At 38.3% G+C, this 22795-nt stretch carries 18 protein-coding genes; 17 read left to right on the top strand and 1 reads right to left on the bottom strand.

Annotated elements, in window-relative coordinates; translation table 11 throughout:
- Position 1 precedes the first annotated feature (1 nt).
- The 4 genes from I588_RS12240 to I588_RS26445 all read left to right on the top strand — a co-directional run bounded on the left by I588_RS12240 (position 2) and on the right by I588_RS26445 (position 7695).
- A complete protein-coding gene (locus I588_RS12240) occupies positions 2-718 on the top strand; it encodes a DUF4391 domain-containing protein (RefSeq protein WP_010756239.1) in 717 nt (238 codons plus the stop codon).
- 13 nt (positions 719-731) lie between these two features.
- The gene (locus I588_RS12235) at positions 732-2687 is read left to right on the top strand and encodes a site-specific DNA-methyltransferase (RefSeq protein WP_010756240.1); all 1956 of its coding nucleotides are present in this window, start codon (positions 732-734) and stop codon (positions 2685-2687) included.
- A 13-nt stretch (positions 2688-2700) separates the two neighbouring features.
- Positions 2701-5718, top strand: coding sequence for a restriction endonuclease (locus I588_RS12230; RefSeq protein WP_010756241.1), 3018 nt, complete (start codon positions 2701-2703; stop codon positions 5716-5718).
- A 324-nt stretch (positions 5719-6042) separates the two neighbouring features.
- Positions 6043-7695: a DUF262 domain-containing protein gene (locus I588_RS26445; RefSeq protein ID WP_345917509.1), complete on the top strand. Its 1653-nt coding sequence runs from the start codon at positions 6043-6045 to the stop codon at positions 7693-7695.
- A 633-nt stretch (positions 7696-8328) separates the two neighbouring features.
- Here I588_RS26445 and I588_RS12215 read toward each other — a convergent pair.
- Positions 8329-8646 (bottom strand): helix-turn-helix domain-containing protein, encoded by a 318-nt coding sequence (locus I588_RS12215; RefSeq protein WP_010756245.1) that lies wholly within the window; start codon positions 8644-8646, stop codon positions 8329-8331.
- A gap of 168 nt (positions 8647-8814) precedes the next feature.
- Between I588_RS12215 and I588_RS12210 the strand changes: the two genes are divergently transcribed.
- The 13 genes from I588_RS12210 to I588_RS12145 all read left to right on the top strand — a co-directional run bounded on the left by I588_RS12210 (position 8815) and on the right by I588_RS12145 (position 22786).
- On the top strand, positions 8815-9006 hold the full coding sequence (locus I588_RS12210; protein WP_010756246.1) for a helix-turn-helix transcriptional regulator: 192 nt from the start codon (positions 8815-8817) through the stop codon (positions 9004-9006).
- Positions 9007-9166: 160 nt separating this feature from the next.
- Positions 9167-10438, top strand: coding sequence for a PTS galactitol transporter subunit IIC (locus tag I588_RS12205; protein WP_010756247.1), 1272 nt, complete (start codon positions 9167-9169; stop codon positions 10436-10438).
- Positions 10439-10452: 14 nt separating this feature from the next.
- On the top strand, positions 10453-11496 hold the full coding sequence (locus I588_RS12200) for a galactitol-1-phosphate 5-dehydrogenase (RefSeq protein WP_010756248.1): 1044 nt from the start codon (positions 10453-10455) through the stop codon (positions 11494-11496).
- Positions 11497-12110: 614 nt separating this feature from the next.
- On the top strand, positions 12111-12530 hold the full coding sequence (locus tag I588_RS12195) for a PTS sugar transporter subunit IIA (protein WP_034692955.1): 420 nt from the start codon (positions 12111-12113) through the stop codon (positions 12528-12530).
- Positions 12531-12598: 68 nt separating this feature from the next.
- A complete protein-coding gene (locus I588_RS12190; protein ID WP_010756251.1) occupies positions 12599-13069 on the top strand; it encodes a PTS sugar transporter subunit IIB in 471 nt (156 codons plus the stop codon).
- A gap of 15 nt (positions 13070-13084) precedes the next feature.
- Complete coding sequence (locus I588_RS12185) at positions 13085-13858, top strand: PTS mannose/fructose/sorbose/N-acetylgalactosamine transporter subunit IIC (protein ID WP_010756252.1); 774 nt, start codon at positions 13085-13087, stop codon at positions 13856-13858.
- Positions 13845-14657: a PTS system mannose/fructose/sorbose family transporter subunit IID gene (locus tag I588_RS12180; RefSeq protein ID WP_010756253.1), complete on the top strand. Its 813-nt coding sequence runs from the start codon at positions 13845-13847 to the stop codon at positions 14655-14657. Before I588_RS12185 ends, I588_RS12180 begins: the two co-directional genes overlap by 14 nt.
- 11 nt (positions 14658-14668) lie before the next feature.
- Positions 14669-15733 (top strand): SIS domain-containing protein, encoded by a 1065-nt coding sequence (locus I588_RS12175; RefSeq protein ID WP_010756254.1) that lies wholly within the window; start codon positions 14669-14671, stop codon positions 15731-15733.
- An 11-nt stretch (positions 15734-15744) separates the two neighbouring features.
- Entirely contained in the window at positions 15745-16752 is a 1008-nt protein-coding gene (locus I588_RS12170) for an SIS domain-containing protein (protein WP_010756255.1), read from the top strand.
- 55 nt (positions 16753-16807) lie between these two features.
- The gene (locus I588_RS12165) at positions 16808-17482 is read left to right on the top strand and encodes an HAD family hydrolase (protein ID WP_010756256.1); all 675 of its coding nucleotides are present in this window, start codon (positions 16808-16810) and stop codon (positions 17480-17482) included.
- A gap of 610 nt (positions 17483-18092) precedes the next feature.
- On the top strand, positions 18093-19628 hold the full coding sequence (locus tag I588_RS12155; RefSeq protein ID WP_010756257.1) for a PTS fructose transporter subunit IIC: 1536 nt from the start codon (positions 18093-18095) through the stop codon (positions 19626-19628).
- Positions 19629-19648: 20 nt separating this feature from the next.
- On the top strand, positions 19649-20101 hold the full coding sequence (locus I588_RS12150; protein ID WP_034692865.1) for a PTS sugar transporter subunit IIA: 453 nt from the start codon (positions 19649-19651) through the stop codon (positions 20099-20101).
- A gap of 63 nt (positions 20102-20164) precedes the next feature.
- Entirely contained in the window at positions 20165-22786 is a 2622-nt protein-coding gene (locus I588_RS12145; protein WP_010756259.1) for a glycoside hydrolase family 38 N-terminal domain-containing protein, read from the top strand.
- Positions 22787-22795: the final 9 nt, after the last annotated feature.

Raw genomic sequence — 22795 nt, 5'->3', positions numbered from 1 at the left:
TATGGAAATAGTGGAAATAATAAATGCTTGGCAATTCCCACCGAACACTCTAATCAATCGGTATTTGCCTAAAAATGATTTTTACAAGCACTTAAGAAAAACTGAAGACAAAAGATTAGTTCAGAAGATGATCAAACGTATTTGGTGGTTAGCTTCTTTTAAAAGCGAAACAACGAATATTCCAATTTACGAGTCAGAAAATGAGCTTTACACCGAAATTGAGTTTTTATACGTGCAAATGAATGAACAAGTCGCGTTTGATAAAATATTTCAAGTTTTGTCAAATGCAATTCCATATCCTTTAGTAGTATTTGTTGCTTTCCCCGAAGACTGTGCTATTTATACTGGTAAATACGAGCGTAAAAAAGATGATTACCTTAAACTGATAAGAACATATCCGTCTGCTTGTTTTACTGAAGGTGAGATTCAAAATACATTAAAAAAATTGTCTCTGCAAAATCTACCTTCTTTAAACTTCAAAGTTTTTTACGAAGGGATTAATAATGCTGTATCAGCAACTGTTGTTGAGGAAGAGTTTGGTGTTTATAAAACGTCGATAGATGCACAGTTAAAAGACGACTTGGAGAGGTTAAGTCAAGAAATTGCAAAACTGGAAAATAGAGCTAAAGAGGAAAAACAGTTAAACAAAAAGATTCCTATTTTGTTAAAATTGAAGAATAAGAAAGAAGAACAAGAAAGTTTACTAAGATCAATATGATGGAGGAATAAAAATGCCAAAGGAAATGGATGGAAAAACACCTGATTTGAGAATTGAATCAATAAATAAGTTGAAAGAAATTTTTCCTGAAATAGTAATTGATGAAGATAAAATTGATTTTGATAAGTTGCATACACTACTGGCGGAAGAAGTTGATGATCGACCAGAACGTTACAACTTTACATGGAATGGTAAGAATAATGCGATGCGATTAGCAAATATTCCATCAATGGGAACTTTGAGGCCTGCACAAGAAAAGTCTAAGAACTGGGATAGCACCGAAAATTTGTATATTGAAGGAGATAATCTTGAAGTATTAAAATTGCTTCAAAAATCATATGCAGGCAAAATAAAAGTTATATACATCGACCCGCCTTACAATACCGGAAATGACTTTGTTTATAAAGATGATTTTAAAGATGGTGTAGAGAATTATTTAACAAAGACAAAACAATTGAACGAGGAAGGCTACAAGTTGACCACTAATTCAGAAAGCAATGGTCGCTTCCATACGGACTGGTTGAATATGCTTTATCCTAGGCTAAAGTTAGCTAGAAATCTTCTGACAGATGATGGAGTGATCTTTATAAGTATTGATGATAACGAATTAGCCAATTTGAGAAAAACTTGTGATGAGATATTTGGTGAAAACAATTTTATAGGGCAAATAACTTATATGAATAATCCTAAAGGCCGCTCACAAGACATGTATATGGGAACTGCTTCAGAGTATATATTGATTTTTTCTAAAAGTAAGCTACTCAAAGGTAGTTTATCTATTGAAAAAAATCAGGATAGAATAGAAAATGATTATCCTGAAGAAGATGCTTATGGAAATTATAGACTCATAGAATTGAGAAACACGCATAGAGAATTTGGGAAACACAATCGTCCTAATTTATTCTATCCTATATATATAGATTTAGACGGAAATGTTACTTTAGAAAGTCGAGAAAAATATAAAGAAATTTTTCCACTTTGGAATGATGGATACGAAGGATGTTGGACTTGGGGGAAAGAAAAAGCACAAAATGAAGTTGAGTTTTTAGTTGCTAAAAATGTTAATGGTATATGGAAAATTTATAGAAAGTCTTATGCGAACAAGGATAATATTATTGCTAAAACACAAGTTAAAACTTTTTTAAATGACAAAAAATATTTTACAGATAAAGGTCAAAGCATATTTAATAAATTGTTCGATACAAAAGAAAAATACTTTCAGGCACCAAAAGCAGTGGAGTTAATCAATATGGGTACCAATAAAGATTCAGTGATACTTGACTTCTTTTCTGGATCAGCTACAACGGCCCATGCAACCATGGAACTAAATAGTGAAGATGGTGGAAATAGGAAGTTTATTATGGTTCAACTACCAGAAAAGCTTGATGAAAAGTCAGAAGCCTACAAAGATGGTTATCGAACAATTTGTGATATTGGTGAAGAGCGCATTCATCGTGCTGGAGATAAAATCAAGAATGATTTAGAAGAAAAATATCGTAATCAAGGGATGTTAGATGGACAAGTTGTCAATCCTGAATCCTTAGATATCGGTTTTAAAGTGTTCTCATTAGACAAATCTAATATCCGCCGTTGGAATTCAACAAACGAAGGGACCAGCAATGAAATAACCTTATTAGAAAATAATTTCATTGAAGGTCGAACAGATGATGTTGTTGTTTACGAAATATTGCTGAAGCAAGGTATTGAATTAACTGTTCCTATTGAGAAAGAGACTCTGAGCAATTGTTCTATTTATACAATAGCTTTCGGAGCACTGTATATAGTATTAGGAACTGATATTTCTCGAGGAATTGCGCAAAAGATTGTTAGTAAAAATAGTTCTGTATCAAAAAACTTAGCAAGTATTGTCTTTTTAGACAATGGTTTTTCTAATGATGCTGAAAAGCTTAATAGCTTCGAGATATTAAATGAAGCTGGATTCCAAGACGAAAATCTATTTACAGTGTAGGGGGTATGAAGGCATGAAAATTAAATTTGACCAGCTTGCATACCAAACGAATGCTGTAAATGCAGCTGTTGAAATTTTTGAAGGGCAGATAATAAAGAATTCAGAGTTTACTATCTCGCTTAATAATGGAACGCAAGGCAGCTTTTTTGCAGATGATGGAATAGGCATTGCGAACAAACTATTTATTAATAGTGACAGTATGTTGAAGAACGTGCAAAAAGTTCAAATAAAAAATAAGATTGCTCCTTCTGAAAATTTGTTAGGGAGCAATGATGCTTTCCCACAGTTTAATATTGAGATGGAAACTGGTACTGGTAAAACTTTCGTTTACTTCAAGACAATTCTCGAATTAAATCAGAAGTACGGATTCTCTAAATTTGTGATTGTCGTACCATCAGTTGCAATTAAAGAAGGTGTGATTAAAACTTATGAAATGACCAAGGCATACTTTACTGCACAATTTCATGGATTAATATATGAACTATTTGCTTATGATAGTAAAAGATTGGATCGCATAAGACAGTTCGCATCAGCGAATACGGTAGACATCATGGTTATTACGATGGATAGTTTTAACAAAGAAGCTGGAGAAAAAATTGATAACAAAGGTAATATTAATGTTATTTACAGAGAAAATGACCAATTGTCTGGACAACGTCCAATTGATTTAATTTCGGAAACTCGTCCAATCCTAATCATTGATGAACCTCAAGTAGTAGACAATACTGAGAAAGCTAAGCGTTCCTTAGCCAATCTTCACCCATCAGTTAGTTTTCGTTATTCTGCTACTCATAAGGACAAATCTTATCCTACGATTTATCGTTTAGGTGCAGTAGAGGCGTATGACCAACAACTTGTAAAACAGATTGAGGTAGCTTCTGTTTCTGTAGATGAGGATGGTAATAGAGCATACCTAAAGCTTAAGTCTGTAACGAATAGGAATGGAAAAATATCTGCTCAAATTGAGCTTTACAAAAAAACAAAGAATGACGCAAATAAAAAAGTTATAAAAATGACCAAAGGTGATGACTTATATACTAAAACAAAGCTACAAGTATATGAATCCGTTGGTTTTATTCAAGATATCGATACAACACCTGGGCAGGAAGCAGTATATTTTTCTGGTACACCAGAAAAAATCACTTTAGAATCAGCTAACTTTGAGGATTTAGAGATTAAACGTATTCAGATACGACGTACTATTAAGGCTCATTTAGATAAAGAATTAGTTTTAAATTGCAGGGGAATAAAAGTATTAAGTTTGTTCTTTTTAGACAAGGTAGAAAACTATCGTGTCTACGGTGAAGGTGACTCAGAAACTAAAGGTAAATATGCTCAAATTTTTGAAGAAGAGTATCAAAAAATGATACGGCTTCCTCAGTATAAAGAGCTATCAAATGCAAGTGTTCCAGTTGAAGAGATACATGATGGTTATTTTGCAAAAGATAAAAAGGGGAAGTACAAAAATTCCACTGGAAAATCAACTGATGATGAGAGCGCCTATAATATTATCATGAAGAATAAAGAGGGACTCCTGACAATGTTTAGTGAAGAAAAAGGAAATGTATCTAAAGCTAACAAAATAAGATTCATTTTTTCTCATTCTGCATTGAAAGAAGGTTGGGATAATCCTAACGTATTTCAAATTGCTACGTTAGTTGATACAAAGGACGATATTACAAAACGACAAAAGGTTGGTCGTGGGCTTCGTATTGCGGTTAATCAAAAAGGACAACGTGTTCCAGGTTTTGAAGTTAACACATTAACTGTAATGGCTAATGAAAGTTATAAAGAGTTTGCCGAAGGTCTGCAAAAAGAATATGAAGAAGACGGAATATCATTTGGTTTGTTTGAGGATGATGCTTTTGCAACAATAGTTATTTCTTATGATGAGCTAACTGAAGAAATGTCTGTTTTAGGTAAAGCAAAATCCAAAATTCTAATAAACGAAATGAAGGAAAACGACTATATTAGTCCATCAAAACATGCAACTGATAAATTGCGTCGAGCAGTTAAAGAAGGTAAGGTCGAAGTTCCAGAAGAATTTACTGATTTAGTACCACAAATAATCGAAGTTATAAAATTGAAGATTCGTAATATTAATGTTAAGGACGCAGATGAGAAAGTCAAGGTACGAGTAAACAAAGAAGCGCTAGCTGAGAATTTCTTGGAGTTATGGAATAAAATAAAATCCAAAACTACTTATAGTATTGACTTTGACTCTAATAAATTAATCCATAATGTATTAGAAGGGACCTCAAGTTTAGATGGAATTAACATGATATCAACCAGACACAGTACCTATAAAGAAGAACTTGTTAAGTTAGATGTAAAACAGTCAGGTATAGATATAGTAGATGAAACATTTACACAATATAGTGGGAAACAGAGCGATATTTACGCATTACCTGACATTGTTAGTTTCTTGCAAAATGAAACGAAACTTACGCGGAAAACAATTGTATCAATTTTAAAAGGGTCAAAAAATCTAGAGCTATTCAAAAACAATCCTCTAAGCTATATGAATCAAGCAGCTAAAATTATAAATGCCCATAAAAATCAGTTAATAATAGATGGGATAAAATATATGAAGAAAGAAAATGAAGTCTATGAACAATCACTTTTTACAACAGAAACATTGAATGCTTACTTGGGCGAAAATGGAAATAGCATAAAAATAGACACTAATAAAAATAAGACCATATATGATTACGTTGTAACTGACTCCAATGTTGAAAAGGATTTTGCTAAAGAAGCAGAAGCAGACGAACGTGTTAAATTCTATATTAAGTTACCTGATTGGTTCAAAATTCGAACTCCATTAGGACCTTACAATCCCGATTGGGCTTTGTTACTAGAAGAAGAAAACGAACAAAGATTGTATTTCATCGTTGAAACAAAAGGTGACTCTTCTTCTGACCAATTGAGATTTCATGAGCGTGGAAAAATTATATCAGGAAAAAAGCATTTCCAAGCTGTTGATACAGATATAAAATTCAAGGTTGTAAGTAAAGAGAGTGAAGTTTTTTAAACAATCGTTTTTTCAGCCTGTTCATAATTAATTTATGGATGGGTTGAAGATTTATACATAATTTTATGTGGAAGAAACATATAAGATTTTTTATTGCTTCTGGCTCAATGAATCATTACTGTCCTACTTAATTAACAAAAGTCAATATTAAATAGTAATCATTGAAAAATTAGGTTGATAAGCAAAAATTATATTAAAAAGGGAGGGTCATTTCATGGAAGGAAACGTTAGGTACTTAACTGAATACTTACATGGGGCAACCAAATTAATCATTCCCGTATATCAGCGTAACTATGATTGGAAAAAAGAGAATTGTAAAAATTAATTGAAGATTTGGTTACTTTAGAAAAGGATCAAAAGAAAACTCATTTCTTTGGAAGTATTGTAGTAAAACCAGGAGATTTATCTCAAGAGATTATTATCATCGATGGTCAACAGAGACTAACAACAACATGTTTATTACTTCTGGCTATGAGAAATTGGATGCAAAATAAACAAAAATATGGTAAGAGAATAAATCCCAATAACCTTAATGATGCCTATTTAGTAGACAGTTTCAGTCGAGATATTTATAAGTATAAGTTGAAACCCAATCCTAGAGACTTTAATGCATACAAAAAATTATTCAAAGATGAAAAGTACTTTATCAAAAATTCTAATATCACTGCAAACTATGAATATTTTTATTCTGAGCTAGAGAGAATTTCAATAGACTTAGATATATTGATGAGTTCAATTGAGAAATTACAAGTAATGGTTGTTAACCTTAATTCTCCTGAAGATGACCCACAATTAATTTTTGAAAGTTTAAACTCAACCGGAGTTGATCTGACGGATGCAGACAAAATAAGAAATTTCCTGTTAATGAATGAGAAACAAGAAGAACAACAATTTTATTTTGAGAATTATTGGGAGCCAATAGAAGAACGAACTCATTTCCAATTAAGTGCATTTTTCAGAGATTATCTTACTTTGAAAAATGGTAAATATCTAACGATTGCTAAGGTGTATGAGACATTTGTTTCCTTCTATAAAAGGAAATGTGAAAGTAAGAAATCGTTCTTTGATGAATTGTCTGATTACTCACTTGCTTATCAACAAATTTTAGAAGCTTCGACTAAAAATCAAAAAATTGATAGTATACTGAATCGTTTCAATGAATTACAAGTAACAGTTATTCGTCCATTCTTGCTAGCAATTCTACATGATTTTAATAGAAATGAAATTGATGAAGATGTGATTATAGATATCCTAAGTATTTTAGAAACATATATTGCTAGAAGGATGATAGCTAAAATACCTTCTAATGCACTTAACAAAGTGATTGCAACTTTATATAAAGATATTAATAAAATAGATCGAGAGACTAATATAACCTTAAAAGACGTGTTGAGTTATATCTTATTATCTAAAACTAACACTGCTAAACTACCAGATGATCAGGAAATTTTAGAAAAGCTTCGTACAAATGATTTTTATAATATAAACTCTTCATTTAGAACTTACTTTTTTGAACGTATTGAAAATTTTGATCATGTGGAAGCTTTGCAAATCTACCAAGGAGTTAAGGATCAGAAGTATTCTGTAGAGCATATCATGCCGCGGCACTTAAGTCGTGAATGGAAGAACGAGTTAGGACAAAACTATTTACAGGTCCATCAGACATATTTGAATCGACTGGGTAATCTAACACTTACTGGTTATAACTCCAAATATAGTAATAGGTCTTTTGAGGAAAAGCAAAAAATGGAAAAAGGATTTAAAGATAGTCATTTTGTAAATCTGAATAGAATTCCGGCGAATGTACGAAGATGGGGAGAAGAAGAAATCGTTTTGAGAACAGAGGAACTATCAAAAACTGCACTTAAAGTTTGGCCTTACCCAGAAACAAAATACAGTCCCTCTTCACGAGAGAATCAGTTGATTGTTTTTGATGGTGAACAACACCAAGATAAAGGGTTACAGTTTTATTACTGATGAGTATCAGGCAATAGCTACTTGGAAAGAATTCTTTATTAATGTAATTAGACAAATAGCAGATATTAATCTTAATCCATTGATTGAGTTATCTAAGATAGAAAGTCCGAACGGTCTAGCAGGAATTTTTTCAAATAAACTAAATACTAAAAACAGTGAAGTAGTTGAAGGTATATATGTTCATACCTCCTTGTCTAATTGGAGTAAAATGAACTATATTAGACAATTATTAGATTTATACAAAGTTAAATGTGACTCCTTAATGGTTGATGTAATGGTGTATGAGAATAAAGAAGGATAGCGTTAGTATCCCAAAGATGCGGATACTTTTGCTAGACAAGTCGATATAAACGACGATGGACTTGAAACAACTAAGATAAGAATTATTTTGAACTTGCTGAACATACTTTTTTAGTGTGGGATTAATGATTCGTACATTCATGCGGTAAACAAGAAGTTACTTACCATTTTTTGACTCTTCAAGATGAAGTTAATATCTAGTTAGCAAATAGAGTAAAAGTGGTATTTTCCATTATGGAAAATACCACAAATAGTATAACGAAAAAGCAAGCATACAGAAAAAAGAATTCTGTCCATGCTTGCTTTTTCGTATTCAACATAAATTTAGGATCTTCATTTCCTCATCTTCATAAACTCAATATAATGAACAATCTCTTCAATCTGTTCCTCACTCAAATCATCATCCACATGCAAAGCAACCCTAAGCTGCTTGTCAGAGAGCGCATGATTTTCAGTTGTCTTACGTCCATGAAGATAATCCAAGCTTACATTGAAATAATCAGCAATCTTATTTTGAATATCTACGTCAGGAGATCTGCGACCCTGTTCATAGGAAGAATAAGTTGTTCGTGCAATACCTAATGCCTTCGCAATATCACTTTGTGTTAAACCACGCTGTTTCCTCAATTCTGTTAGCTTCAATCCGAACATCAGCTGCACCTCCTAAATGATTTTATAGATTAATGATACTACGCAATAAGCGTAGCTAAAATAAAATATCGATAATGTGTCAAAAAGAGTAAATTTGTGTTGACGAGTGTCATATTGCGTAGTAATATAAAAGTACGCAATATGACACATTTTGAAAGGGAGAGTAAAATGGCTGATTGGTTGTTAAAAATTCGTTTGGAAAAGCAGTTAACGCAGGAACAAGCGGCCAAACTCATTGGTATCCCTAGAACTACGTATTCCTCTATCGAACAAGGGAGACGTAAACCTTCAGTCAAAAATGCTATGCGAATTGCGTCGGTATTACAGTTTGATTGGACTATTTTTTTTAAAGATCAATGACGCGATATGACGCTTTTCAGAGTATTTCCTATACCCTAATTCTACCCAAAACCCCAGGGTGATTGGAATATAAATCAGGAAATGGAGGGAAATCTATAGAGAAAATAAAAGGTTATATTTACCAATAATAGAGCGGTTCAGACAAGAAGGAGGAGTTTTATTGAAAGCGGTTAATGATGTAGTGCAGTATATTTTGAACTTGGGGCCTACGGTGATGCTGCCGATTATGATCTTGATCATCGCACTTATTTTTAAGGTTCCCTTTGGCAAGGCGTTGAAGTCTGGTTTAACGATTGGGATTGGTTTTGTGGGGATCAATCTGGTGATTGGGGTTTTGTCAGATAATCTTGGTCCGGCAGCACAGGCAATGGTTGAACGGTTTGGGTTTCATTTAACGGTGATTGATACGGGCTGGCCGTCTGCGGCTTCAGCGGCATGGGCGGCACCGGTTTCGGCGATCTTGATTCCGATTTGTGTGCTGGTGAATTTGCTGCTGCTGTTTTTGAAGGTGACTAAGACGCTGGATATTGATTTGTGGAATTATTGGCATTTTATTGCAGCGGGAGCGACGGGCTACATTGTTACCAATGGGAATTGGTTCTTTGCGATTCTGTGTGCGATTTTATATGAGATTGCTTGTTTATTGATTGCGGATAAGACGGCACCATTAGTGGCTGAGTTTTATGGCTTGGATGGAATTAGTCTGCCAACAGGTTCGACAGCGGCCTTTGGGTTGATTGGGATTCCGGTGGGGATGTTAATTGGTAAGATTCCGGGCATTAACAAGCTGAATGCTGATCCGGAGTCGATTCAAAAACGTTTTGGGATTTTTGGCGAACCGATGATGATGGGCATTATTATTGGTGCAGTAATTGCGTTCTTGGGCGGCTATGGTGTTGGCGACATTATGAAGATGGGGATCAACATGGGAGCGGTTATGTTCTTGATGCCGCGGATGGTAAAGATTCTAATGGAGGGTCTGATTCCGATTTCGGAAGCGGCGCGGGATTTCCTGCAGCAGCGTTATGGGGATCGGGAGATTTATCTGGGGATGGATGCGGCGGTCACGACAGGTCATCCGGCGAATTTGGCTACAGGTCTGCTGCTGGTACCGATTACTTTGTTTTTAGCAGTCATTTTGCCGGGAAATCAGGTGCTGCCTTTTGGTGATTTGGCGACGATTCCGTTTTATGTGTCCTTGATTGTTGCTAACCGCAAGGGAAATATTATTCAGTCGGTGATTTCTGGTACGATCGTGATTGCTTTTGCTTTGTGGATGGCGACGAATTTTGCGCCGGTGCATACGGAAATGATGCGCGGGGTTTATGAGTTTCCAGAGGGCGCTTCACAGCTGTCGTCCTTAGATATGGGGGGCAATTTCTTGAATTGGGTTATTTTGAAATTTGCGCAGATGGTTTCGGGAATCTTATAGAAGAGGTCAATGACATGAAGGCAGGATTACTGATAGGATTAAATGAGTTTAATGTACGTGAAATTGAAAAGCCTGTCCCTGGGCCGAATGAGGTATTGATTAAGGTTAAGGCAGCGGGGATTTGCGGCTCGGATATTCATAAGATGCAGAGTGAATGGAAATACGCGCTGCCAATGGTGATGGGACATGAGTTTGCAGGTGTAGTTGAAGAAGTTGGACTGGCGGTTCAGCAGGTGCAGGCTGGCGATCGAGTTGCGGTGGCACCGCTGATTCCGTGCCAGGAGTGTCCGTACTGTCGAGCAGGAAAGTATCAGCTGTGTACCCATTATACGATGATTGGCTCACAGCGCTATGGCGGCTTTGCGGAATATGTGGTGGTACCAGAGGGAAATGTGCTGAATATTGGGGAACAGATTTCCTTTGAAGAGGCGGCGATGATTGAACCGCTGGCTGTTGCCGCTCATGGTGTGCTGGGCTTGGATGTTCAGCTGGGAGATACAGTAGCAGTCTTTGGTTTGGGAACCATCGGCATCTTAAGTGCACAATGGCTGCGGCTGGCTGGAGCCAAGAAAATTATTGGTATCGACCTTGATCAGAATAAGCTGGAGGCTGCTAAAAAATATGGTGTGACTGATACGATCAACGTCATGCGTGAGCCTTTGGAGGAACGTATTCGGGAATTAACGGATGGCTTGGGAGTGGATATTGCTTTAGAATGTGCGGGTTCAGTGATTACTGAGGAGCAGTGTCTGATGGTGGCCAAAAAGGGTGGCAAGATTGGTTATCAAGGGATTGCCTATTCGGATGTTATCCTGCGGCAAACGGCTTTTGAAAATATTTTCCGCCGAGAGTATTCGATTAAGGGCTTCTGGAATTCGTATTCGGCACCATTCCCTGGGAAAGAATGGCTGCACACCATCGATTTCTTAGAGCAAAAGCGAATTGAAGTGAAAAGTTTAATTTCCCATCGTTTTTCACTAGATCAGCTACAGGAAGCCTTTGACTTAACGGTTCAGCGCAAGGAAAGCTATAGTAAGGTGATGATAGTTCCAAAATAGTGACAAAAGAGCGCACAATAGAGAGAATTTTGCTTCATTAAATTGTACTGTCTAGAATAAAACTATGAATGCAAAACATTGATAAAGTAAATAAATAGAAGTATTTCTCTAAAGTTGGTTGATCAGCTTTAGAGGAATACTTCTTTATTTTAATTAGCAAGTATATGTTTCCAGGTGTACAGACAGCTGACAACGTCAGGATCAATAATGTGACTAGACCTTTGGCAATTACGATTGGGGAGAATACTCAGTGTACTCTGACTTTATCAGAAATGGTAGAAGAGGCTATAGCTCAAGCATTTTTTTGGATGTGCATATGGGTTGTTTGAGGGATCGTTTGCGCCACAATGTTCCGATTGAAACCTATCAGGGTCGTGAAGAATGGTATCAGTGTCAAAAGGAGTTGCTACTAAGGATTAAAAAGGGATTTAGTGTCATGAAAAAAGATTATAGTGTCAATATACCTTAATCAGCGATTGCGTGTATTGACGATATTTTATTTAGAAAGACTGACAAGACAGACGGATTTAATGAATTTTAACGAAAGCAAACGGTCCGACACTGAAGTTGGCACGCCGTTTGCTTTTATTAATTATGAAAGCGAGGTGAAGACATTGGTAAGTAAAATTATATTAGCTTCTCATGGCAGCTTTGCATCGGGAATAGAAAGTTCTCTAAAGCTCATTTGTGGTAACACTGCAGCAATAGAGTCCCTTGATTGCTATACAGTTGAGAACTTTGATTTAACTCAGTCAATCGATGATTTAATGGAGCGTCACGTGAATCAAGAAATTATCGTAGTTACTGATATTTTTGGCGGGAGCGTGAACAATGAGTTTATTCGCTATATCTCACGACCGGGTTTTTATTTAGTTGCGGGATTGAATTTACCTTTTCTTATTGAGCTGGTCACCAAAATGGAGACAACGAACAACATTGAAAGGGTTATTCAAGAATCTTTAGACAACTCAAAGGCTGCGCTTCAATTTTGTAATAAGGTCATTCATCAGGTAGTGGAGGAGGAGGAGTTTTAACGGCTTGGGTCATTTACTTTTTAGAGGATTGAAAATGTCTTTCTTAAAAGAAGGAAAGGAGAATTATCATGATTTTACTAACACGTGTCGATCATCGATTACTGCATGGACAGGTCGCTTTTTCATGGACGCAAAGCATTGGAGCTGATTGTATCCTGATTGCTAATGATGATGTTCCTGTCAATGAAATTCGAAAAACAACAATTAAATTAGCGAAACCTCAAGGAGTCAAATTAGTCATCAAAAATATTGAAGACTCCATTACTTCATTGAACAGCGGTGTAACTGACAAATACAAATTGTTCATTGTTGTTGAGTCTATTAAAGATGCTTATGACTTGGCATTGGCTTATCCAGAAATTAAACGGATAAATTTAGGCGGAACAAAAGCAGGAGCAGATAAGGAAAATATTTCTAAGGCGATTAATGTGACTGAAGAAGAAAAGGAATTATTGAAGAAGTTAGATTCGCAGGGTATTGAGGTGTTTATTCAAATGGTCCCTTCAGACAAAGCGATTAAAATTGCAGATATTTTATAGAGAAAGGAGAAACAGATGAGTAATTTGACGACAGCTATCCTGCTAGGTTTGATTGCCTTTATTGCGCAATCGGAATTTGCTTTAGGAACTAGTCTTTTATCACGTCCGATAGTAACGGCCTCCTTAGCAGGGTTAGTCTTAGGTGATTTGAAGGCCGGTGTCATAATGGGAGCTTCTTTAGAGTTGGCTTTCATGGGAATGTTTTCGGTTGGTGCGAGCATACCGCCTGATCCTGTCTCAGCTGGTATCTTGGGAGCAGGCTTGGCGATCCAAGCCGGAGCTGGTACAGAAACGGCTTTGCTTTTAGGCATGCCAATCGCGACTTTAACGCTATTATTGGAAAATGTTTATCTTATTTTTGTTTTGCCGTTGTTCGTGCGAGGTGCGGATAAAGCTGCTGCAGATGGAAACATCAGAAAGCTGGAGCTGAATCATTTTGGTGCGGGGATTGGTCTTTCATTACTGAAAACGCTGGTTGTAATGGTCGGCTTTCTAGTTGGGAATCAAACCGTTTCACGGTTATTAGAAATGATTCCAGAGTTTGTGCAGCATGGATTAGAAGTTGCAGCAGGGATTATTCCAGCACTAGGGTTTGCAATGCTGGCGGAATTATTACTGAATAAAAAAGTGGCGCATTTCTTCTTCCTAGGCTTCTTTTTGATCGGCTACTTAGAGATTCCAGTAACTGGGATTGCGATCTTCGGGCTTATCCTGGTCATTATTATTTTAAGTGTGAAAAAGACTCAGACACCTGCTACGGAAGGAGTGAGTGATGATGAAGACTTCTAACGATGAAAGGATCACTAAGAAGGACTTAAACAGCGTTTTTTGGCGGTCGCTAACGATGGAATATTCCTGGAACTACGAGCGTCAAGCACATATGGGCTTCTGTTACTCGATGATTCCCATTTTAAAGAAATTGTATTCTGGTAATGAACTTAGTAAAGCCCTGCAGCGGCACATGGAATTCTTTAATACCACACCGCATATTTCCACTCTGATATTAGGGATAACGACTGCGATGGAGGAAGAAAATGCCAAAAATAATTATTTTGACACTGCTTCCATCAATGGGATAAAAGCGTCCTTGATGGGCCCGTTAGCGGGGGTTGGAGATTCCTTTTTCTGGGGGACTTTGCGTCTGATTGCTACCGGTGTGGGGACTTCGCTTGCTTTAAAGGGTAACCTGCTAGGACCGATTTTGTTCCTAGTAATCTTCAATGTTCCTCATCTTATCTTACGTTATTTAGCAAATAATTGGGGGTATAAGGTAGGGACTGATCTATTAACCAAATTGGAAAGCAGCGGGGCTATGGACACGTTGACTTATGGAGCAACCGTTGTTGGGTTGATGGTTATTGGTGCTATGACCCAGTCCATGATCGAGATTGATATTCCTTTCAAATTGGGTTCAGGTGAAGGTGCAATGAGTATTACCGAGATCTTTGGTGAAATCGCACCAGGCTTACTGCCATTGGCTGCCTTTGGGATCGTCTACTATGCGATTAAGAAAGGGGCAAAACCAGTACCGATCTTATTAGGTATTACAGCTATCTCGATCGCAGGAGCATTTATTGGATTGTTTTAAGGAGGTAAATAATGGAAGAAACAATGATGACTTATGTAAAAGAAGAGCCACAGGTTTTGCATAAGATTTTGGATGAATTTGATTATTCAGGCTTGGCAGCTCACTTGCCAAAACAGGTAAAACGCCTTCTTATTTTAGCGACGGGTTCTTCATACAATGCTGCTTTGGCAGCTAAGTATTATATTGAAAAGACAGCTGGAATCATTGTTAGTATAGAAGAACCTTTTAATTTTCAGCACTATGGGACCATTGATGAAACCACGGATTGCATTTTAGCCATTTCTCAAAGTGGTAAAAGCACCTCGACAATCAATGTATTAGAAAAAGTAGCGAATTCTCAAATTCCCATCGTGGCTTTAACAAATCAGCCCGATTCGCCATTGGTTCAGCAAGCAGAGTGCTTGATTGATCTAAATATTGGTGTGGAAAAGGTCGATTATGTGACAAAAGGTTTTTCTGGTACTATTTTAAATCTTTTTCTATTTGCTTGTGCAATAGGCTATCAAAACCAATCTATTACAGAGTCTGAATTAAAGGATAAACAGCAGGAACTTAATCGACTGATCCAAGCACTGCCAGACATTATTGAGCGCTCTGAAACTTATTTTTCAGAAAATGAAGCAAAGTTCACTTCGTATAATCGGTTTGTCTGTATCGCATATGGAGCCAATTTGGGTATTGCTAAGGAGTTTGAAACAAAATTTACCGAGACAGTTCGCTTGCCTAGTGCTGGTTATGAACTGGAAGCATACATGCACGGTCCATACTTGGAAGCGCAGAAGAATCATGCCCTGTTCTTTTTGATCGATGAACAAGCCATTAGTTCTCGAGCTTTTCGCTTAAGAAACTATATTGAGCAATATGTGGGCACGACTATTACAGTGGTGGAAAATGATACTAAGGAAGCTTATGATTTTTCGCTTAAATTGAATGATTTAGATCCATTTATTCTGCCATTAGCAACTGTTGTTTTGGTGCAAGTATGGTCCTATTTGACCGCAACTGCCAACAGACAAGATTTAACCATCGATCCATTCCCGGATTTCGATGCGATGTTAAATAGTAAATTACTTTAGGAGGACGGAAAATGTTAAAGTTTGACGAAGAAAAATATGTACAATTGGCGAAAGAAACGGTAGCACACCGGGCAGAAATTGAAGAAGTAGCGGATGCTGTTTCCAAAGAGGGGTATGAAAATATCTTCTTTATATCTTCTGGCGGCTCAGTGGCGATCATGTTTCCCTATGAAAAGATCATTAAGCGTATCTCTAAGATACCTGTTTTCACAGAAGTAGCTGGAGAAATCGTCTTGACCGGTAATCAGCAGTTAACAGAGCGGTCATTAGTTATTACAGCCTCAAAGTCTGGCGATACAAAAGAGACCGTTAAGGCAATTGAATACTGTAAAGAACGGAATATTCGAGTGGTTTCTTTTGTCGGAATTCTGGATTCAAAATTGGCTGAACTATCGGATTATGTGATTAATGATCATTCTCCTGAAGTAGAGCATAGTTACTTGAATTTACATTACTTCATTTTCCGCCTGTTAAAAAATGCGGGTGATTTTGAAGATTATGATACCTTTGCTGACCAATTAGCTTTATTACCAGAAATTTTTGTCCAAGCGAAAAAAGATTTTGATCCAATCGCTCAAAAAATTGCGAAGGAGCATCACAAAGATGAGTATCAGATTTGGGTAGGTGGAGGACTTCTTTGGGGCGATATTTACTTGTTCTCTATGTGTGTATTAGAAGAAATGCAATGGATACGAACAAAATCAGTTACTTCAGCAGAGTTTTTCCATGGGACATTGGAGCTGGTGGAAGAAGATGTTTCAGTATTCCTAGTAAAAGGTGAAGATGAAACTCGTCCTTTAGATGATCGTGTAGAGAAGTTTCTTAATGATTACACTGAAAGAGGGACGGTTATCGATACAAAAGATTTTGCTTTGACGGGGATCGATGAGAAGTATCGCAAATACATTACACCAATGATAGTAGAAGCGATCTTAACGGAACGCTTAGCGATACAGTTTGAACATCGTACCGGGCACGATCTAAATTTCCGTCGGTACTATCGCCAATTTGATTATTAAAAAGCGAACTCCTTCTGAATAAATCAGAAGGAGTTTTTCAGAAGGAGGAGAAATAATGTTGAGAGGAATAATTTTTGATTTTGATGGAACAATGGTCGATACAGAGAGTTTGATTTATGAGGCAGTTCGTGATTTTATTGCTGAGGAATATCGACTTAGTTATTCGAAAACGGTCTATCAGCTTTCTGTCGGACAATCAGATGAACTATTTTTTGATAACTTGGAAAAAATTATAGGGACGGAGATTGACAAAAAACTATTAAATCAGAGAATCAGAATGGCACAACAAACAGGCTATTGTAACCTTCCGCTGCGACCAGGTATTGAATCAATCATTAGTCAGGCCAAGCTGCAGGACCAAAAATTAGCCGTTGTTTCAAATTCTAGTAAAGAAGAGCTAAATTATTTTTTTGACTATCAGCCAGAACTCAAAAATCAATTCGATAAAATTGTAACTATTGAAGATGTATCTAATGGAAAGCCTGACCCAGAAAGTTATTTAGCGTGTCTATCTTCGCTGCATTTAGCTACTCATGAGACGATTGCAATTGAAGATAGTCCAGTAGGATCATCCGCAGCAATAGCAGCAAACTTGACAACTTTAATCTATCCTAATGAGTTTACTAAAAACATGGAATTTCCAAAAGAGGGAAAAATATGTCTAAATATATTAGAAGCAATAAAAGACCAAAAACAGCAGCAGACGGTTAATAAAAATGCTCAATTATGATGAATTCGATACAAAATCTAAGCTTATTGAAGCGTGAAATTTTCCCGCATGCATGCCAATATTTTTTTCGATGGATTACTTAGCATTAACTGAGGTGTTTGAGGTTATCTCAGTGATGATCACGAGTTACCGTTTTCCGCATGAGTTGATGTTACAGAAACAGATTTTTGCTAAGGTTCTTGCAAAGGAAAAACTTGACTCAATCGAGACAAATATTAACCCAGTAAAGCAAAGAATTTTTTTAGCATTATTATAATAAGGCCTTTTACCAACAATGTATCGGGTATCAATGAAAGAATTATCGGTAGACTTATTTAAAAAGATTTATAGAGAGCTTAGTAAAGAATCAACTGGAGTCTTTATTAAAGTGGGAGACTATTAAAAAAAGAAATTGATTTAAGGTGATCAGAAGCAGCAAAAGCGCTTTTGATCTTTTTTTATAGATCTTTTTTTGATAAAACTAAGCAAAGAATTGTTTTACTTTTACTTGAAACAAATACCACCCCAAATCCAAACTTCGATACTAATACCAGAAAGCGGGAAACCGCTTTATTTTTTGTTCTGAATAGTTTAATTTCTTAAAGAAGACATTAGTATGGAGGGAAACAACATGGAAAAAAGAATTGTTGCGGTAACCGCTTGTGCGGCAGGGATTGCTCATACGTACATGGCGGCGGAGTCGATTGAACAGGCTGCCAAGAAGATGGGGTATCAGGTAAAGGTAGAAACGAACGGGGCAATTGGGGCAGAGAATGTGCTAACTGCTGATGATATTGAGCAGGCTGATTTAGTCTTAGTGGCTTCGGATATTAAGATTGATCCGATTCGTTTTACTGGCAAGCCGTTGTATGTGACGAAATCAATTCCGGCGATTGAGGATGCGGAAGCGTTGATTAACCGAGCATTTGATGAAGCTGAGGTCTTTGGGAAAAAAGGGACCAAGGTTGGAAAGATTCAAGTGGGGAATGACAAAGACAAGGTCAATTTCTTCACCCACATCATGAGCGGGATTTCCTACATGGTGCCGATGGTTATTGCGGCGGGGCTGATTTTAACGATTGCCAACTTGTATGCGTTTCAGCGGGATGACTTAGGTCGGATCGTGGAATGGGGCTTTGACACCAAAACACAGATGGGCTTCTTGATGTCTAAGCTGTTCTATGTTGGTCAAATGGGCTTCAAGCTGATGATTCCATTGTTTGCCGGCTTTGTTGCCAATTCGATTGCGGATAAGCCAGCGATTGCACCGGCGATGATTGGGGCTTACCTGGTAAATGATCCGGAATTTCTGAACACAGAAGCTGGCGGCGGATTTATTGGGGCGATTGTTGTGGCATTTATTGTTGGCTACATGGTTAAGGGCTTGAAGAAGATCAAATGGCCGCGTTTGTTACTGCCGATTGTACCGATTATGATTATTCCATTTGTAGCGACTGCAATTATTACCTTGATTGTGCTCTATATTATTGGCAACCCAATTGCTATTGGAATGGATGCGATGTATGACGGATTAACGAATTTGAACAACAGCTACGCAGGGGCACCGATCTTAATTGGCGCTATCTGTGGTGCCATGATTGGATTTGACTTAGGAGGCCCAATTAATAAAACAGCGTTGGTATTCGGAACAGCGATTTTCACTGATACTTTGGCTAAATATGGAATTGATGGTGCGAACTTTGTGCCGGGAACGGCGACACAAGCAGCGATTTCAGTAGCGCCGCTGGGTGTGTGGTTGGCAACAATTCTTTTCAAGAAGAAATTTTCAAAGGACGAAAAGGTGGCCGCAACGGCAGCCTTTGGTATGGGAATTGTCGGTGTTACAGAAGGTGCGATTCCTTTTGTAGCGGCTGATCCGATCCGCATGATTTTCTCTAATGTGGTGGGTTCGGCAGTGGCTGGCGGACTGGCTGCAGCAACCGGCTGTAAATTCTACGGGGGGATTGGTTCGCCGTTAGGAACCTTTATTGGCTACATTGAACAGCCGATTCCTTTCATTACTTGGATCTTATGTGTGAGTGCTGGGATTTTAACTACGGCATTGCTGATCGGCTTTACCCGCAAGCAGAATGTTGAGACAGCCATTATTGAACAAGAGGAAAAAGACGAGGCTGAGCAAGGTATTATTAAGACAGCTCACGATTAAACTAGTTAGGATGATAAATGATGAATGCAGAAGTATTTAACAAAGACCATATTTTAGTGGATCAAACTGCCACTACTCAAGAAGAAGCTTTTCAGGTGATTGCGGATTTTGCGGATCAATTAGGCTTTGTTCAAGATAAGCAGGCTTATCTTGAAGGGCTAAAGGAACGGGAAAAAGAGGCAACGACTGGTTTTAAGGATCACATTGCGATTCCCCATTGCAAAAGCACCACTAATTTAAAGCCGGGCATGTTTTTGGTGAAGTTTGAACAGGCTATTCCCTGGAATGCGCTGGATGGCAAGCCGGTAAATGTGGCGTTTGCCTTAACGATTCCTGAGGAGGGTTCAGCGGAGTATTTGAAGCTGTTGAGCTTGATTGCCCGTAAATTAATTGATCAAAACTTTAGAGAAGGCGTCTTAAACGAAACCGATCCGGAAAAATTAACGGAAATTATCGATCAGATTGCTTTTTAATCGGAAAACTGGGGCAGCGACTGCTCCAGTTTTATTTAAAAATTGCTGGTTAGGACTGAAAGTATGAAGAAAAAAGTTCACGTAATCCATCACACCCATTGGGATTTTGAATGGTACTTTACCAATAATGAGTCGTTTGTTCAATTAACCTATCATTTAGACGAGGTGATGACGGCTTTAGAGGAAAATAAAATTGATCAATACCTGTTGGATGGTCAAATGAGTATTCTGGATGAGTACCTGCAAAGCTTCCCAGAACAAAAGGAGCGGCTGCGAAAGCTAGTGACGGCGGGTAAATTGAAAATTGGTCCTTGGTATACCCAAACCGATGAGTTGATTGTTCGCGGGGAATCAATTGTTAGAAATTTGCAGCTGGGGATGGCGTTGGCTGAAGAGCTGGGTGGTGCCATGAAAATTGGTTATCTGCCGGATTCCTTTGGTCAAAGCAAAGATATGCCGAAAATCTATAATGGCTTTGGTATCGATCAAGCCGTTTTTTGGCGCGGGGTTCCTAACGATGTTACCACCAAGCGGGAATTTTACTGGCAGGCAGAGGATGGCTCGCAGGTGCTGGCTTCCAATATTAAGAACGGCTATTTTGTAGGTGTCGGCTTGATTTATACCGATGACTATCAGGAGCTGATGGAGACCATCGGGGAAGGTGCGACGGGCAATGAGTTGGTCTTGCCGGTAGGCGGTGATCAGCGGTATGTCGATTTTAACCTGCGGGAACGAATCCAGCAGTACAATCAGGCACTTCCTGAGGCTGAGCTGGTGGAAAGCAGCTATGAAGCTTTCTTTGAGGCGATTAAGGAAAACGACTTGCCAACAGTAGAAGGCGAGTTTATTTCCAGCTCGGTATCGAAAATTCATCGTTCGATTTATTCTTCCCGTTACGATCATAAATACCTGAATGACAAGATCGAGCGGCGGATGATTTATCAGCTGGAGCCGTTAATGGTGATGGCAGAGTCCTATGGTATTCCGTACAAAAAAGGGATTCTTGAACGGATTTGGAAGCTGTTGAACAAAAACCAGGCCCATGATTCAGCAGGCGGCTGCAACAGCGACAAAACCAATCAAATCATTTTGGATCGCTTTGTGGAAGCAGATCAGCTGTCCTATTCCTTAGTCGATTATTTGACCCGCAAGATTGCGGAGTCGCGAGGGGCAGCAGCCAATGATGACTTAGTGATTTTCAACACGGTTCCTTGGTCAGTGAAAAAAGTGATGCATTGTGAGCTGTCTACTACCTATGAACAGTTCACCATCGAAAAGGATGGTCAGTCCATTCCCTACGATTTACTGGAAACGAAAAAAGAATACGCCGGTTCCATCCGTCGTTTGGAAAAGGATCAGGACCCCGAGCAATACTATTTCATTCATCAAATTGCGCTGGAGGTAGAGCTGCCTTCCTTAAGCTTTGAAACCTATCAGGTGGTTGAAGCACAAAACAGCTTGGCAGACACAGACCGAACATCAGCTGAAAAACCTTTGATTGAAAATGACTACTACCAGCTGTTTTTCGAAGCAGGTCAGCTGTCGTTGATATCTAAACAGGACCATCAGCAGTACGAAAACATTCTGACCTTTGAGGATAGCGGGGACGAAGGAGATACCTATGATTATTCTCCGCCGTATGAGGACGATCAGTATCTATTGAGCTTAGCGGATGCCGATTGTCAGGTGAATGAACGGCCGCTTTTATCAGAGCTTAAATTTACTGGTACCTGGTATATTGCGAAGGATTTAAGCGGGAGAAAAAATAAGCAGCGCTCCCAATCGGTGGACTATGAGCTGGTGCTTTCCTTGAAAAAGGGCAGTCGTCAGCTTGAGTGCCATTTGGAAATTGACAATACGGCCTGTGATCATCGGATGCGGGTATTGATTAACACCCCTCATCAAAATACCTTCTCCTATACTGATACGCCCTTTGGCACAATTAAGCGTGAGGTAGAGGATCGGCATATTAAAGATTGGCAGGAGCTGGGCTGGCGCGAGGAACCGACGGCGATTTTTCCAATGCTGAGCTATGTCAACAGCCACAATGAAACCTCCAGCTGGACGGTATTTACCAAAGGCATGAAGGAATATCAATTTGTGGGAGCAGCTTTCGGCACGATGGCGTTGACGTTATTCCGTTCAGTCGGCTTCTTAGGGCGCCCCGATTTACTTCGCCGACCAGGAGTTGCTTCTGGGAATGAGTTTAAGTACATTGCCACACCTGACAGTCAGCTGCAGAAAAAAATGACCTTCAAATTTGCGCTGCAATTGGATCGAACGTATTGCCCAGCCAAGCTGGCGAAGGACTATCTGGATTATGCTCTGTCCTGTCCGTTTTACCAGCTGCAGGAAATGAATCGCTTCACCTCGACACTGAAGTATTTTGTTTCCAATCCTTTACCGGAGAAGCTGGTACCCAAAGAACAGCCTACCTTGGTGAGTGAAAAGCTGGTGTTTAGTTCATTGGCAAAATCAAAGGCTGGTGCAGGCTTTGATCTGAGAGTGTTTAATCCAAGCACTGAGGAGGCAGTCGATGGTGGATACATTGTGTTACCAGCTGAAATGAGCTATAGCTTTGCAGATCTTAAAGGAACTCCCATTTTACCAGTCGAAAAAAATGATAAGATTGCCATAGGAACCGTCAAACCTGGCGAAATAAAGACGATTCAGATCGTGAACTGAGGAGAAGAA

It is taken from the genome of Enterococcus pallens ATCC BAA-351 (assembly GCF_000407485.1).
In the GTDB taxonomy this organism is placed as follows: Bacteria; Bacillota; Bacilli; order Lactobacillales; family Enterococcaceae; genus Enterococcus_A; species Enterococcus_A pallens.
The sequence above is the reverse complement of the archived record's forward strand: the minus strand, read 5'-3'. Positions and strand labels throughout refer to the sequence as shown.

Coding starts and splice junctions, on each gene's coding strand:
- I588_RS12240 (WP_010756239.1), top strand. CDS start 2: ATGGAAATAGTGGAAATAATAAATGCTTGGCAATTCCCACCGAACACT.
- I588_RS12235 (WP_010756240.1), top strand. CDS start 732: ATGCCAAAGGAAATGGATGGAAAAACACCTGATTTGAGAATTGAATCA.
- I588_RS12230 (WP_010756241.1), top strand. CDS start 2,701: ATGAAAATTAAATTTGACCAGCTTGCATACCAAACGAATGCTGTAAAT.
- I588_RS12215 (WP_010756245.1), bottom strand. CDS start 8,646: ATGTTCGGATTGAAGCTAACAGAATTGAGGAAACAGCGTGGTTTAACA.
- I588_RS12210 (WP_010756246.1), top strand. CDS start 8,815: ATGGCTGATTGGTTGTTAAAAATTCGTTTGGAAAAGCAGTTAACGCAG.
- I588_RS12200 (WP_010756248.1), top strand. CDS start 10,453: ATGAAGGCAGGATTACTGATAGGATTAAATGAGTTTAATGTACGTGAA.
- I588_RS12190 (WP_010756251.1), top strand. CDS start 12,599: ATGATTTTACTAACACGTGTCGATCATCGATTACTGCATGGACAGGTC.
- I588_RS12185 (WP_010756252.1), top strand. CDS start 13,085: ATGAGTAATTTGACGACAGCTATCCTGCTAGGTTTGATTGCCTTTATT.
- I588_RS12180 (WP_010756253.1), top strand. CDS start 13,845: ATGAAGACTTCTAACGATGAAAGGATCACTAAGAAGGACTTAAACAGC.
- I588_RS12175 (WP_010756254.1), top strand. CDS start 14,669: ATGGAAGAAACAATGATGACTTATGTAAAAGAAGAGCCACAGGTTTTG.
- I588_RS12170 (WP_010756255.1), top strand. CDS start 15,745: ATGTTAAAGTTTGACGAAGAAAAATATGTACAATTGGCGAAAGAAACG.
- I588_RS12165 (WP_010756256.1), top strand. CDS start 16,808: ATGTTGAGAGGAATAATTTTTGATTTTGATGGAACAATGGTCGATACA.
- I588_RS12155 (WP_010756257.1), top strand. CDS start 18,093: ATGGAAAAAAGAATTGTTGCGGTAACCGCTTGTGCGGCAGGGATTGCT.
- I588_RS12150 (WP_034692865.1), top strand. CDS start 19,649: ATGAATGCAGAAGTATTTAACAAAGACCATATTTTAGTGGATCAAACT.
- I588_RS12145 (WP_010756259.1), top strand. CDS start 20,165: ATGAAGAAAAAAGTTCACGTAATCCATCACACCCATTGGGATTTTGAA.